This window comes from Streptomyces sp. NPDC051104 (genome assembly GCF_040682835.1).
GTDB lineage: Bacteria > Actinomycetota > Actinomycetes > Streptomycetales > Streptomycetaceae > Streptomyces > Streptomyces cynarae.
This window is the reverse complement of record NZ_JBFBBS010000018.1, coordinates 66721-80518: the sequence shown is the minus strand read 5'-3', so window position 1 is coordinate 80518 and position 13798 is coordinate 66721. Positions and strand designations below refer to the sequence as shown.

Sequence of the window (13798 nt, the reverse complement as noted above, 5' to 3'; positions counted from 1 at the left end):
CCGGGAGGTGAAGGCGAAAGGGCCGTCACCGCGTACGGCGGAGCCTGCCAGGGCTACCGCACGCTCCTCATGGGTCTCCCTCCCACTGTCTCCACCGCCATCGCCCCCGCCTCGCACCCTTCCGTCGCCGCCTCCTCCGGCTCGGCCCCCGCGAGCAGTGCCGCCAGGAACGCCCCGGTGAACGCGTCCCCCGCGCCCGTCGTGTCCCGGGGCGTGGCCGGAGCCGCCGGGATCCGCGCGGCAATTGCCCCCGACGCGGCCACCAGTGCTCCCTGCGCACCCTGCTTGGTGACCACCAGGGGCACAAGGCGGCTCAGCTTGGCCGCCGCGTCCGCCGGGTCGGGGAGTCCGGTCAGCAGACACGCCTCGTCCCGGCTGGGCAGCAGTACATCGACGCCCTCGGCGAACGCCAGGAACCGGTCCACACCCAGCTCGGTGAGGAACCCCGCCGACGCCGGATCCAGGCTCACCGGCACTCCACGCGCGCGTGCCGCTTCGAGGACCACCGTCGCCAGCGCCCGGCTGGGCTCGGAGAACAACAGGTAGCCCGACAGGTGCAGCCGTACGACACCGTCGAGCAGCTCGTCCGACCAGTCACCGGGGGCCAGCCGCAGCGACGCCCCGCTGTCCGTGAGGAACGTCCGCTCCGCCGAGGCGCCCGTGTCCACCAGACAGATCACCGTTCCCGTAGGGGCCTCGGGGTCGACGACCAGATGTGGCTGTACGCCCGACTCCGTCAGCTCCCGCTCGTGCCAGGCGGCGGAATCGGCCCCGACGCGTCCGAGCAGCCGCACGTCCCGGCAGCCCCACCGAGCCGCCCAGCACGCCACGTTCGCGCCTGCGCCACCGGGCAGCGTGCGGATGACGGCGGCCGTGTCCGTACCTGACGCGAGAGGGCCGAGGTGCCGTGCGACGACATCCGTGACGACGTCCCCGACGACCAGCAGCGCCCCGCTCACGCCCCCGCCCAGGCCGCCGCGATGCGCGCCGCGAGCCGCACGTTCCCGCGCACAGCCGCCAGATTGGCGCTGAGCGACGCGCCGTCGGTGTGTCGCACCAGATGGTCCAGGAGGAACGGTGTGACCGCCTGACCGGTGACCCCTTCCTCGTGGCACGCGGTCAGCGCGTCGGCGAGCACGCGCGCGTGAAGCTCCGGATCGAGCTGCTCCGCCACCGGTACCGGATTGGCGACGATGAGCGCCGACCGGGTGGCGCCGAGCGCGTCCTGCGCCCGCATGACCTCCGCCACCTGCCCGGGCGTCTCCAGCGTCCAGTCGACCGGATGGCCGGAGTCGGACAGGTAGAAGCCCGGGAAGCGGTCCGTGCGATATCCGGCGACCGCCACACCCAGCGTCTCCAGGCGCTGAAGGGTGGCAGGCACGTCCAGGATCGACTTCACGCCCGCGCAGACCACGGTGATCCTGGTCCGCGCCAGCAGGCCCAGGTCGGCGGACTCGTCCTGGGTCACCGTCCACTCCCGGTGGACCCCGCCCAGTCCACCCGTGGCGAACACCCGTACGCCGGCGAGGGAGGCCAGCAGCGCCGTCGCGGACACCGTCGTCGCCCCGCTGACGCCCGCTGCCACTGCGAGGGGCAGATCTCGATGGCCCAGTTTGCGGATCCCGTCCTCGTTCGCGACCCGCTCCACCTGGTCCTTGCCGAGGCCGACATGGGGCCGACCGTCCAGCACCGCGATCGTCGCCGGTACGGCGCCCTCCTGCCGGACGACGTCCTCCAGTTCCAGCGCGACCTGAAGATTGCGCGGGCGCGGCAGCCCGTGCGCGATGATCGTCGACTCCAGAGCCACCACCGGCCGACGGGCGGCGAGCGCCTCCCGTACCTCTTCGGACACCACCAGCACGCGCCTGCCTCCTGTCGCTGGGTCTTCTCTCATCTCTGGCGGGCGGCGCACCCGGCCAAACCCTTACGAGGTCCGGGAGGCAACACCACCTGGGCGCATGCGGTCGCGGACCGGATCAGAACAGCGGTTCCGGCAGGACCCCTTCGAGCGCCAGCAGCTTCCGCTTGGTCTCCAGACCCCCTCCGAACCCACCGATGCCGCCGCCGCTCTCGACCACGCGGTGGCACGGCACCACCACCGGCAGCGGATTCGATCCCATCGCCACACCCACGGCCTGGGCGGCGCCCGGCTGACCGACCCGGCCGGCCAGGTCGCCGTACCCCACCACCGTGCCGTACGGCACGCCGGATGCCAGCTCGCGCAGTACCTGGCGGTTGAAGCCGGTGATCAGGGACCAGTCCAGAGGCAGCGCGAAGGCGTGCAGCCTGCCCGCGAAGTACGCCGTCACCTGGCGTATCGCCTCTACCAGCAGCGGTGAGCGGGGATCCTCCACGGGCTCGGCCCCGAGCCGGGACGCGAGCCGCTCCAGGGCCTTGTCACGCACGGCGTCCGAGGCGTGGAACACCACGTTCACCAGGCCCTCAGGTGTGGCGGCCAGCAACAGAGGGCCGATGCCGGTGGGGACGACGGTCCACACCAGCTGTTGCTCGTTCTGCCCATGACTGTCCATGCGCCCACCGTACGGCGCGGCACTGACATCGATGCTGATACTCAGGTTCCGGTGGCCGTGACCCGGGCACTGACTGACGTCCAACGGCCCCGGGCGCGGACAGGGCGGAGCGGTGCGCAGCGCGCCACCGGTTCAGTGAGCGCCGATCACGGCCTGAACCACGTCGGGTGCGTTCGTGATGATGCCGTCAACGCCGAAGCCGGACACCCGCCGGGCCGCCTCCGCGGTGTCGACGTTCCAGGCGAACACCTTCATCGGCCGGTCGTGCGGTCCCTTGAGGGCGTGGACCGCGGAGACGTAGCGGGCGGAGAGCTCGGTCTGCGTCGAGTTGATCTGGTCGGCGAACCGCGCGTACAGCGGCAGCTCCGTCGTGGGCGGCGTGCCCAGGTAAGCGGTTGTGATCCCTGGGCGCAGGTCGTGGACCATCCGCACGCTGTCCGCGCTGAAACTCTGGACGATCAGCCGGTTCCTGAGGTGGTCCGCGTCGAGCCAGCCCTCGTTGGCGAGCAGCTTGAGGATCTGTCGCTCGAGCCCCGGATACAGCGCGGGATTCTTGATCTCCAGGAGCAGGTTCTGGTGATGCCGGGACACGCGCTCCATGTACTGCCACAGCGTCGGCACACGCGCGCCCGCATACCGGGGGCAGAACCAGCTTCCCGCGTCCAGGCGTGCGATCTCCTCGGCGGTGAAGTCCTTCACCCGCCAGGGCGACCGGCCGGGGAACAGCTGCTTGACGTCGGTCGTGCGCTCCAGCGTGGCGTCGTGGATGACGACGAGCCGGCCGTCCTTGGTGCGCTGCACGTCGTTCTCGACCCAGCTGAAGCCCATGGCGGCCGCCTTGTCGACGGCGGCCAGCGTGTTCTCCGGCGCGTACGCCGAAGCGCCGCGGTGGGCGATGACGACCGGGCTCTGATCGCCCGAGGCGCGGGCGTGCGGGGTGGGCAGTATCGCGACGCCGAGCCCGAAGAGGGCCGTGATCGTGGCGGCGGCAACGCGCGCGTGCATGCTCACTCCTGGTGTCTGATCGATTACGGAAAGCACCAGAATGGCAGCAACGGAGCCCGGTGGCTCGGCCGCAGCCAGGACGCAAGTGGACCGGGATTGCCCGACACTGGTCACAGGCGCCGCACAAGTGCGGAAGCGCCGTGATTCTTTGCCGGAAAAATCATTCGACCGCCCCGGTGAGGGTCATACTCTCTGCCTCAGCCCTGACCGTCGTCACGGCCTGGGATGGGGGTATTTTCCGGAAATCAGAGACCCTCAGGGTGGGAAGGGCAGCCGCGCATGCAGGGCACCGTCGACGCCTTCAGCTACGGACTCGTCACACCGGTGGTGGCGTACCTCATGGCCAGCCTCGGCGGCGCGCTCGGTCTGCGCTGCACCACCAGATCGATGCTGGTCGCCCAGTCCTGGCGGGCCGGCTGGCTCGCCCTGGGATCGGCCGCCATCGGGTCCGGCATCTGGACCATGCACTTCGTCGCCATGATGGGGTTCACCGTCAAGGAGACCCCCATCCACTACGACAAGGCGACCACCTTCGCGAGCCTCGGCGTCGCCATCGTCATGGTGGGGATCGGCGTCTTCATCGTGGGCCACCGGGGCGCGACCGGAGTGGCGCTCTTCACCGGCGGCACGATCACCGGTCTGGGCATCGCCTCGATGCACTACCTGGGCATGGCCGGGATGCGCCTGCACGGCGTGCTCGAGTACAACACCCTCACCGTCGCCGCCTCCGTCGTCATAGCGGTCGTCGCCGCGACCGCCGCTCTGTGGGCGGCCGGACAGATCCGCGGATTTCTCTGGAGCATCGGCGCGAGCCTCGTCATGGGACTAGCCGTCAGCGGCATGCACTACACCGGCATGGCCGCCGTCAGCGTCCACCTGCACGGCGCCGCCGGAAGCCCGGGCGGCGACTCGCCCGCGACCCTGCTCGCCCCCATGATGATCGGCCCGATCGTCTTCCTGGTCCTGGCCGGCGTCGTCGTGCTCTTCGACCCGATGATGGTCATGGGCAAGCCCGGACGGATCGTCGAGCGCAAGCCCGGCGTACCGGCTCATCCCCAGCTGGTCCCCACGGGCATGGGACGCCGTCCGCTGTCCCGCTCCGGCCCGCGCGCCGGACACGGTGGCTCCCGCACCACCCCTCAGGACTGGTGACCGGCCCCCGTTGTCAGTGCGGGGTCGTACGGTGGATTCCATGCGGCCCGTTTCACAGATCGAACGCACGGTGGCGCCCTTCGAGGTCGTCAGCCCCTACCAGCCCAGCGGTGACCAGCCCACGGCCATCGCCGAGCTGGAAAAGCGCATCCGCGCAGGTGAGAAGGATGTCGTCCTGCTGGGCGCGACCGGCACCGGCAAGTCCGCGACCACCGCGTGGATGATCGAGAGGCTTCAGCGCCCCACCTTGGTGATGGCGCCGAACAAGACGCTGGCCGCCCAGCTGGCCAACGAGTTCCGCGAACTGTTGCCGAACAACGCGGTCGAGTACTTCGTCTCGTACTACGACTACTACCAGCCCGAGGCATACGTCCCTCAGTCGGACACTTACATCGAGAAGGACTCCTCGATCAACGAGGAGGTGGAGCGCCTGCGCCACTCCGCCACCAACTCGCTCCTCACCCGTCGTGACGTGGTCGTGGTCGCCTCCGTCTCCTGCATCTACGGCCTCGGTACTCCTCAGGAGTACGTGGACCGGATGGTCAGTCTGCGAGTCGGCGACGAGATCGACCGCGACGAGCTGCTGCGCCGCTTCGTCGACATCCAGTACACGCGCAACGACATGGCGTTCACACGCGGCACCTTCCGGGTGCGCGGCGACACCATCGAGATCTTCCCGGTCTACGAGGAGCTGGCCGTCCGGATCGAGATGTTCGGCGACGAGATCGAGGCCCTGTCGACCCTCCACCCGCTGACCGGCGAGGTCATCAGCGACGACGAGCAGCTGTACGTCTTCCCGGCCTCCCACTACATCGCCGGCCCCGAGCGCATGGAGCGGGCCATCAGAGGCATCGAGAAGGAGCTGGAGGAGCGCCTCGCCGAGCTGGAGAAGCAAGGCAAGCTCCTCGAGGCCCAGCGGCTGCGGATGCGCACGACGTACGACATCGAGATGCTCCGCCAGATCGGCACCTGCTCCGGTGTGGAGAACTACTCGATGCACTTCGACGCCCGCGAGCCCGGCTCCGCGCCGAACACGCTGCTGGACTACTTCCCGGAGGACTTCCTGCTCGTCATCGACGAGTCGCACGTCACCGTGCCGCAGATCGGTGCCATGTACGAGGGCGACGCCTCCCGCAAGCGCACCCTCGTCGAGCACGGCTTCCGGCTGCCCTCCGCACTGGACAACCGCCCGCTGAAGTGGGAGGAGTTCCAGGAGCGCATCGGCCAGACCGTGTACCTGTCGGCGACCCCGGGAACGTACGAGCTGTCCCGCTCGGACGGCGTCGTCGAGCAGATCATCCGACCCACCGGCCTCGTCGACCCCGAGGTGGTGGTCAAGCCCACCGAGGGCCAGATCGACGACCTGGTGCACGAGATCCGCAAGCGCACCGAGAAGGACGAGCGCGTCCTGGTCACCACGCTCACCAAGAAGATGGCCGAGGACCTCACCGACTACTTCCTGGAGCTCGGCATCCAGGTGCGCTACCTGCACAGCGACGTAGACACCCTGCGCCGTGTCGAGCTGCTGCGGGAGCTGCGGTCGGGCGAGTTCGACGTCCTGGTCGGCATCAACCTCCTCAGGGAGGGACTCGACCTTCCGGAGGTCTCCCTGGTGGCGATCCTCGACGCCGACAAGGAGGGCTTCCTGCGCTCGGGCACCTCGCTCATCCAGACCATCGGCCGCGCGGCGCGCAACGTCTCCGGCCAGGTCCACATGTACGCCGACAAGATCACCCCGGCGATGGAGAAGGCCATCGACGAGACCAACCGCCGCCGGGAGAAGCAGGTCGCGTACAACACGGCGAACGGCATCGATCCGCAGCCGCTCCGCAAGAAGATCAACGACATCGTGGCGCGGATCGCCCGCGAGGACGTCGACACGGAACAGCTGCTGGGCACGGGCTACCGCAAGGCGAACGACGGCAAGGGCACCAAGAGCCCGGTGCCCGCACTCGCCAACCACGCCGTCAAGGGAGCCAAGCCGGCCAAGGGCAAGGCGAAGGCCAAGGAGACGGTCCCGACCGACCGCCCAGCCGCCGAACTCGCCGAGCAGATCGAGGAGCTGGCCGAACGGATGCGCGCCGCCGCCGCGGACCTGCAGTTCGAGATCGCGGCCCGGCTGCGTGACGAAGTCTCCGAAATGAAGAAGGAACTGCGTCAGATGAGGGAGGCGGGGCTGGCCTGACGTCCCCACCACCGTGCCGGAGCCCGGCACGCGCGCGGTGTGTTGCAAGACCGACACAAAGCGCGAGCCGGGGTTCGGCATTGTCAGTGCCGCTGCGTAGGGTTTTGACATCCGCGGAGTCCGCGGCCAACAGGGGACGCTCGAGAGGGGAACAGCGCGTGACCGTCAACTTGACCAAGGGTCAGGCCATCAGTCTTCAAAAGAACGACGGAGGCACGCTGACCGCGGTGCGCATGGGGCTCGGCTGGCAGGCCGCTCCCCGACGCGGGCTGTTCGGTTCGCGCACCCGTGAGATCGACCTGGACGCGTCAGCGGTCCTGTTCGCGGACAAGCAGCCCGTGGACGTGGTCTTCTTCCGCCACCTCGTGAGCGACGACGGTTCCGTCCGGCACACCGGTGACAACCTCGTCGGCGGTGTGGGCCAGGGCGGCGACGACGAGGCGATCCTCGTCGACCTCCAGCGCGTCCCGGTCCACATCGACCAGATCGTCTTCACCGTGAACTCGTTCACGGGCCAGACGTTCCAGGAGGTGCAGAACGCGTTCTGCCGCCTCGTCGACGAGACCAACGGCCAGGAACTGGCCCGCTACACGCTGGCGGGCGGCGGCGCCTACACCGCGCAGATCATGGCGAAGGTGCACCGTGCGGACGGGGGCTGGACGATGACGGCTCTCGGCACCCCGGCCAACGGCCGCACCTTCCAGGACCTGATGCCGGCGATCCTGCCGCACCTGTAGGCCGGCCGGACGCCCGGCACAAGAAGCGACGCAGGGGGACGAGGCGATGACGGCCGAGCTGGTCCGGGGGCAGAACCATCCGCTTCCCCAGGTCCGACTTGAGGTCCGGGTGTCGGCCGGTACGCCGATCGTGGCCGGGGCCACGCTCAGCGACGAGCAGGGCAGGGTGCCCGGCACCGAGTGGGTGGCCCATCCGGGCAAGCCCGTTCTGCAGGGTCTGGAGGTTTCCGGGCAGGCGGCAGCCGACCACCGCCTCGCCTTCGACCTGGACGCCCTCCCGGAGCGCGTGCATCGCGTCACGGTGCTGCTGGCCCTGCCGACCGGCATCGGCGGCCCGGTGCGGTTCGGCGCCGTCGCCGCCCCCTCCGTGGCGGTCACCGGCCTCGACGGCTCACAGGTCGCCACGTACAGCATCACCGGCCTGGACTCCGAGTCCGCCGTCATCGCACTGGAGCTCTACCGCAGGCAGGGTGGCTGGAAGGTGCGTGCGGTCGGCCAGGGGTACGCGGGCGGGCTCGCCGCGCTCTTCACGGACCAGGGCCTGCCCGAAGCCCGGCAGCTCGCGGACGGCATCAACGAAGCGGTGGTCCAGGGCCTGGCCCGCTCGGTGGCCCCGCCTCCGCCGCGCCTGCCCAAGGGCCACCGCGCACGGCAGGCGACCGCCCCCGCGCCTCCCCAGGGACCGCCCGGCACCGCGGCGCCGGCGCAGCACCAGGGGCCTCCCGGCGTACCGCAGCAGGGATCCCCGTACGACGTCACCGACGCCCCGATCCCTGTCGCGCAGCCGGCTCTCGGCGGGCCGGTCGACTACCACCACCCCGGTCGCCAAGCCACGCCCACAGCCCCGCCCTCCGCGCCGGCCGGTCAGGCCGCGCAGCCGGTCGCGGGCGACGCGACGGGCTGGTCCATGGAGGAGCGCCTGTACAACCAGGTGTGGGGCATGTTCGAGGACCTGGCTCGTACGGTGGCCGCGTACCGCAGCGCCGTCGACTTCGCCGACTCGCGCCTGGAGCAGGAGCTGGACAAGGCCCTGGCCGATCCGCGCGCCCGCCTCGGCGGGCAGGGCGACGCCGCACGCGACGCGGCCCAGGCCAAGCACGCCCACCTCGTCAACCAGGCGAGAGCCGCGCTCGACCGTGACCTCACGCAGCTCATCGCCGAGGCCGATGTCGTCGAACCGGCGCTGCCTGAGGCGTTCGCACGCTGGGACAGCCCAATCTGGCAGGGTTACCGGGTACCGAGCGAGCTCCCCATGGCCGTGCGCCTCGGCGACCTGCGGTTGCCCGAGAGCGAGAGCCTCCGCATTCCCATGCTGGTCAGGCTGCCCCTGCAGCGCGGTCTGTGGATCGACAGCGGCCGTTCCGGATCCCCCGACCCGCTTGTGGACCCGGACGAGCTGCGCCGCCTCGCCATGGATGCGGCGGTCACACACGCGTCCCGGCTGCTTGCCGTGTACCCGCCCGGCGCGTTCGCGTTGCACGTCATCGACCCGGCGGGCTCGAGCGCGGAAGCGCTCGAGCCCCTCGTGCACTCCGGGGTGCTCGCCACTGCGCCTGCCGTCGGCGCCTCGGGGGTGGCCGACGTGCTGACCCGGCTCGCCCGTCGCGTCGATCTGGTGCAGATGGCGGTGCGTGGCGGCGCGTCCGACTTCCTGCCGCCCGGCCTCGACACGGCCCAGCAACTGCTCATCGTCAACGACTTCCCGCACGGCTTCGACGACCGGGCCGTGAACCAGCTGCGCTACCTCGCGGACGAAGGCCCGGACGTCGGTGTCCATCTGATGATGGTCGCCGACCGGGAGGACGCCGCCGCCTACGGGCCGCTGCTCGACCCGCTCTGGCGTTCACTGCTGCGGCTCACCCCGGTGCCCGACGACCATCTCGCGGACCCCTGGGTCGGCCACGCCTGGACCTACGAGCCGCTGCGGCTTCCGAAGGGCAGCCGGGTGCTCGACCGAGTGCTCACCCTGGTCGCCGAGGCCCGTCGCTCCTGGAACCGCTGAGGCGTCCCCCTCTGCCCGCTGCGTACGGACGGCACTTGACCAAGTATTTTGACCTTCCCTTTGCCAATTGCTTTACCTTTCCTTGGTAATTCCGGTACTGTTGGTGAGACGGAGGGGAGTATTCCCTAGCTGCTGCGGCGCACCCGTCAGTACGGATCAGGCCAGATCCCGGGGCGTCGGCCCATGGCACCGGGCGCATCACGCGCCTGCGACGGTGGGTGGAAGAGACCTCCGGTGGCGACGACGCCGACATTTGCCGTGACGTACGTACTGCCGGAGGCGCAGTGGATGTTTCGATGACCCTGTGGGCCCTGACGATCGTGGGCCTTGCCGCCCTGATCGCGGTCGACTTCTTCATCGGCCGCAAGCCGCACGACGTATCGATCAAGGAAGCCGGGATCTGGACGGTCGTCTGGATCGCCCTCGCAGGCCTGTTCGGGGTGGGCCTGCTCGTCTTCGGCGGCGGTCAGCCCGCCGGGGAGTTCTTCGCCGGCTTCATCACCGAGAAGTCGCTGAGCGTCGACAACCTCTTCGTCTTCGTCCTGATCATGGCGAAGTTCGCGGTGCCGTCGCAGTACCAGCAGCGCGTGCTCCTCGTCGGGGTGCTCATAGCCCTGGTCCTGCGGGCGGTCTTCATAGCCGCGGGCGCCGCGATCATCGCGTCCTTCTCCTGGGTCTTCTACCTGTTCGGCGCGTTCCTGATCTGGACCGCCTGGAAGCTGATACAGGAGGCGAGGGCCGATGAGGAGGACGAGGAGTACGAGGAGAACAAGCTGCTGAAGGCCGCCGAGCGCCGCTTCGGCGTGGCCGACCGTTACCACGGCACCAAGCTGTGGATACGCCAGAACGGCAAGCGGGTCATGACGCCGATGCTGGTCGTGATGCTCGCGATCGGCACCACCGACGTACTGTTCGCCCTCGACTCCATCCCGGCGATCTTCGGCCTGACGCAGGACCCGTACATCGTCTTCACGGCCAACGCGTTCGCGCTGATGGGTCTGAGGCAGCTGTACTTCCTCATCGGCGGCCTGCTCAAGAAGCTGGTCCACCTGTCCTACGGCCTGTCGATCATCCTGGGCTTCATCGGTGTGAAGCTGGTGCTGCACGCGCTCCACGAGTCCGGGGTCCACGTCCCCGAGATCTCCATCCCGGTCTCCCTCGGCGTGATCTGTGCCGTCCTGATCGTCACGACGATCACCAGCCTGATCGCCTCCAGGAAACAGGAGGCGGCGGCTGACGCGACGCACAAGGACAGCGTCGAGGCCTGACGCGTCGCGGCCGATACGGCTGACATGGGTGCCCAGCACCTTGCCGGGCACCCCTCCGGACGGACCGTGCGAGTTGAGGAGCGTTCCCGGCGCGGGGACGCACCCGGGAGGTGCCATGACCGACCCGGGGACGTTCATACAGACCGCAGCTGCCATCGGGGCCATACGGTGGGCAGGAGCCGGAATGCGGGCTCCGGGCGTGTCTGCGACGATCGCCGCATGATCGTGGGGCTTCGGTCACTCGCGGCGCGGTGGACGGCCGTCGTGCCGGTGGCCGCCGTGGCCCTGCTGGCCCTCACCTGGGGCCGCGCCGTGCCCGGAGCGGTCGTCGCGGTGATCACGTTCGTGCTCGCCGCGTCCGTGCTGGCCGCGGTCCACCATGCCGAAGTGGTCGCGCACCGGGTCGGTGAGCCGTTCGGATCGCTCGTTCTCGCCGTCGCCGTCACGATCATCGAGGTAGGGCTCATCGTCGCCCTGATGGCGGACGGCGGAGCCAAGAGCGCGAGCCTGGCCCGGGACACCGTCTTCGCGGCCGTGATGATCACCTGCAACGGCGTCGTCGGACTGTGCCTGCTCGTCGCCTCACTGCGCCACGGAATCGCGGTCTTCAACCCCGAGGGCACCGGCGCGGCCCTGGCCACCGTCGCGACGCTCGCCACCCTCAGCCTGGTCCTGCCGACGTTCACCACCAGCAAGCCCGGTCCGGAGTTCTCCCCGGCCCAGCTCACCTTCGCCGCGCTCTCCTCACTGGTGTTGTACGGCCTGTTCGTGGCGACCCAGACCGTGCGCCACCGCGACTACTTCCTCCCCATCACCCGGCAGGGCGAGGTGATCCACGCGGACGACCACGCGGAAGCGCCGTCCGCGCGTACCGCGGCCCTCAGCCTGGGGCTGCTCGGCCTCGCCCTCGTCGGGGTCGTCGGGCTCGCCAAGGGAGTGTCGCCCACCATCGAATCCGGGGTGGCGGCGGCCGGGATGCCGCAGGCCGTGGTCGGGGTCGTCATCGCGCTGCTCGTGCTGCTGCCCGAGACCATCGCGGCGCTGCGGTCGGCGCGCCGCGACCGGGTGCAGACCAGCCTCAACCTGGGTCTCGGCTCCGCGCTGGCCAGCATCGGCCTGACCATCCCCGCGGTCGCCCTGGCGAGCGTATGGCTTCCTGGACCGCTCGTCCTCGGTCTCGGCCCGGTGCACATGGTGCTGCTGGCGCTGACCGTGGTCGTGAGCTCTCTGACGGTGGTCCCCGGGCGGGCCACGCCGCTTCAGGGCGGTGTTCATCTGGTGGTGTTCGCGGCGTACCTGGAGCTGGCGGTCAATCCGTAGCCGGGGCGCAACAGGCGACGATCGTCGTGCCCCAGCGCCTCATCCGGGAGCCGGCTCCGACACCGGCACGTGCACCGGGCGGGTCTCCGGCAGCAGTGCGAAGCACCCGAGGCTGAGCAGGGCCACGGCCGTCAGATAGGCGCCGACACCCCAGGGCACCCGGCCCCCGCGCTCGGCCAGCGTGGTGGCCGCGATCGGGGTGAGGGCGCCGCCGAGCACGCCGCCCAGGTTGTAACCGACGGCCGCACCCGTGCAGCGCACCCGGGGCTCGAACAGCTCCGGCAGATACGCGGCGATCACGGAGAACATCGTGATGAGGGCGAGCCCCGCCCCCAGGAACCCCAGGAACATCAGCAGGGGCTCGCCCGTGGCGAGCAACGCCACCATGGGGAACATCCACAGCGCGGTGCAGGCACAGCCCGTCAGACACAGTGGACGCCGCCCGTAGCGGTCACCCACGAGGGCGAACAGCGGGGTCAGGATCCCCTGCACCGCGACGGTGGCCATGACGCAGGCCAGCATGACCGTGCGGCTCACACCGAGCCGCTCCGTGGCGTACGCCAGGGACCAGGTCGTCGTGGTGTAGAAGACCGCGTACCCGATCGCGAGTGCGCCGGCCGTCAGCAGGACGAGCCGCCAGTGACGGTGCACGACCTCGACGAGCGGCACGCGCGCGTGGTCGTCGAGGTCCAGGAAGAGGGGGCTCTCGGCGAGCGCGCTGCGCAGCCACAGACCTGTCGTCGCGAGCACGCCCGCCGCCCAGAAGGGAATCCGCCACCCCCAGGAGGCGAACTGCGCGTCCGACAACGTCGCCGACAGCCCCAGCATCACGCCATTGGCCAGCAAGAAACCCAGCGACGGGCCGATCTGCGGAAAGCTGGACCACAGCACGCGCCGCCCGGCGGGCGCATGCTCCACGGTCAGCAGCACCGCACCGCCCCACTCCCCGCCGAGCCCCAGACCCTGCAGAAAGCGCAGCACCAGAAGGAGCACGGGAGCGGCCGTACCGATCGCCTCGTACGTCGGAAGACAGCCGACCGCAACCGTCGCCGTGCCGGTCAGCACCAGGGAGGCGATGAGAACCGGCCGTCTCCCGCGCCGGTCCCCGATGTGCCCGAACAGCACCGAGCCGAGCGGCCGCGCCACGAAGCCGACCCCGAAGGTCCCGAACGCCGCCAGTGTGCCTGCCACCGGGGAGAACGTCGGGAAGAACAGCGGGCCGAGGACCAGGGCGGCCGCGGTCCCGTAGACGAAGAAGTCGTAGAACTCGACGGCGGTTCCGGCGAGCGAGGCGGCCGCGAGCCGGAGCATGGAAGGAGCCCTTACTGAACGTACATCGTGCATGCCGGACAACTACCCGACGTAACCAACTGCTACGGGGGCGCACGGGGGCTCGGCGCCGCGATCGATGGGGCGGGCGTGCGCCCGAGCGAACGGCGCGGTCCATGGGTGCAGTGATGCGCCAGGCGGGACCCTCCGCGCGCACGGTGCCTGGCCCAGCCCGCACGGGGCCGGGTCACGCGCTCGGCGCATCGTGATAGACCGGGGGCTGATCAGCGGTCCGCCAAGGACCGGAAGACCTCAAACGGACCGGAGGA

11 protein-coding genes are annotated in these 13798 nt (G+C 70.1%); 6 read left to right on the top strand and 5 right to left on the bottom strand.

Annotated features, from left to right (window positions below; genetic code table 11):
• Window positions 1-53 precede the first annotated feature (53 nt).
• The 4 genes from AB0N14_RS23860 to AB0N14_RS23845 form a co-directional block, all read right to left on the bottom strand.
• Window positions 54-959, bottom strand: a complete 906-nt coding sequence (locus tag AB0N14_RS23860) for a sugar kinase (RefSeq protein ID WP_366027729.1) — start codon at window positions 957-959, stop codon at window positions 54-56.
• The gene (locus AB0N14_RS23855; RefSeq protein ID WP_366027728.1) at window positions 956-1861 is read right to left on the bottom strand and encodes a pseudouridine-5'-phosphate glycosidase; all 906 of its coding nucleotides are present in this window, start codon (window positions 1859-1861) and stop codon (window positions 956-958) included. The genes AB0N14_RS23860 and AB0N14_RS23855 overlap by 4 nt, the downstream gene beginning before the upstream one ends.
• Window positions 1862-1976: 115 nt before the next feature.
• Window positions 1977-2531 (bottom strand): methylated-DNA--[protein]-cysteine S-methyltransferase, encoded by a 555-nt coding sequence (locus tag AB0N14_RS23850; protein ID WP_366027727.1) that lies wholly within the window; start codon window positions 2529-2531, stop codon window positions 1977-1979.
• A gap of 132 nt (window positions 2532-2663) precedes the next feature.
• The gene (locus AB0N14_RS23845) at window positions 2664-3536 is read right to left on the bottom strand and encodes a glycerophosphodiester phosphodiesterase family protein (RefSeq protein ID WP_366027726.1); all 873 of its coding nucleotides are present in this window, start codon (window positions 3534-3536) and stop codon (window positions 2664-2666) included.
• 279 nt (window positions 3537-3815) lie between these two features.
• On the opposite strand from AB0N14_RS23845, the gene AB0N14_RS23840 reads away from it, so the two are divergent.
• From AB0N14_RS23840 to AB0N14_RS23815, 6 genes are all read left to right on the top strand, one after another.
• Window positions 3816-4688: an MHYT domain-containing protein gene (locus AB0N14_RS23840; protein WP_366027725.1), complete on the top strand. Its 873-nt coding sequence runs from the start codon at window positions 3816-3818 to the stop codon at window positions 4686-4688.
• A 40-nt stretch (window positions 4689-4728) separates the two neighbouring features.
• Window positions 4729-6873: an excinuclease ABC subunit UvrB gene (uvrB, locus tag AB0N14_RS23835; RefSeq protein ID WP_366027724.1), complete on the top strand. Its 2145-nt coding sequence runs from the start codon at window positions 4729-4731 to the stop codon at window positions 6871-6873.
• A 158-nt stretch (window positions 6874-7031) separates the two neighbouring features.
• The gene (locus AB0N14_RS23830) at window positions 7032-7610 is read left to right on the top strand and encodes a TerD family protein (RefSeq protein ID WP_366027723.1); all 579 of its coding nucleotides are present in this window, start codon (window positions 7032-7034) and stop codon (window positions 7608-7610) included.
• A gap of 46 nt (window positions 7611-7656) precedes the next feature.
• The gene (locus AB0N14_RS23825; RefSeq protein WP_366027722.1) at window positions 7657-9612 is read left to right on the top strand and encodes a TerD family protein; all 1956 of its coding nucleotides are present in this window, start codon (window positions 7657-7659) and stop codon (window positions 9610-9612) included.
• Window positions 9613-9896: 284 nt separating this feature from the next.
• The gene (locus tag AB0N14_RS23820; RefSeq protein ID WP_366027721.1) at window positions 9897-10880 is read left to right on the top strand and encodes a TerC family protein; all 984 of its coding nucleotides are present in this window, start codon (window positions 9897-9899) and stop codon (window positions 10878-10880) included.
• A gap of 219 nt (window positions 10881-11099) precedes the next feature.
• The gene (locus AB0N14_RS23815) at window positions 11100-12200 is read left to right on the top strand and encodes an ionic transporter y4hA (protein ID WP_366027720.1); all 1101 of its coding nucleotides are present in this window, start codon (window positions 11100-11102) and stop codon (window positions 12198-12200) included.
• A gap of 39 nt (window positions 12201-12239) precedes the next feature.
• Here the strand turns inward: AB0N14_RS23815 and AB0N14_RS23810 are convergent, their stop codons facing one another.
• Window positions 12240-13511 carry an MFS transporter gene (locus AB0N14_RS23810; RefSeq protein ID WP_366027719.1) on the bottom strand — a complete coding sequence of 424 codons (1272 nt, stop codon included), beginning with the start codon at window positions 13509-13511 and terminating at the stop codon, window positions 12240-12242.
• Window positions 13512-13798 lie beyond the last annotated feature (287 nt).

Coding starts and splice junctions, on each gene's coding strand:
- AB0N14_RS23850 (WP_366027727.1), bottom strand. CDS start 2,531: ATGGACAGTCATGGGCAGAACGAGCAACAGCTGGTGTGGACCGTCGTC.
- AB0N14_RS23845 (WP_366027726.1), bottom strand. CDS start 3,536: ATGCACGCGCGCGTTGCCGCCGCCACGATCACGGCCCTCTTCGGGCTC.
- AB0N14_RS23840 (WP_366027725.1), top strand. CDS start 3,816: ATGCAGGGCACCGTCGACGCCTTCAGCTACGGACTCGTCACACCGGTG.
- uvrB (WP_366027724.1), top strand. CDS start 4,729: ATGCGGCCCGTTTCACAGATCGAACGCACGGTGGCGCCCTTCGAGGTC.
- AB0N14_RS23825 (WP_366027722.1), top strand. CDS start 7,657: ATGACGGCCGAGCTGGTCCGGGGGCAGAACCATCCGCTTCCCCAGGTC.
- AB0N14_RS23815 (WP_366027720.1), top strand. CDS start 11,100: ATGATCGTGGGGCTTCGGTCACTCGCGGCGCGGTGGACGGCCGTCGTG.
- AB0N14_RS23810 (WP_366027719.1), bottom strand. CDS start 13,511: ATGCTCCGGCTCGCGGCCGCCTCGCTCGCCGGAACCGCCGTCGAGTTC.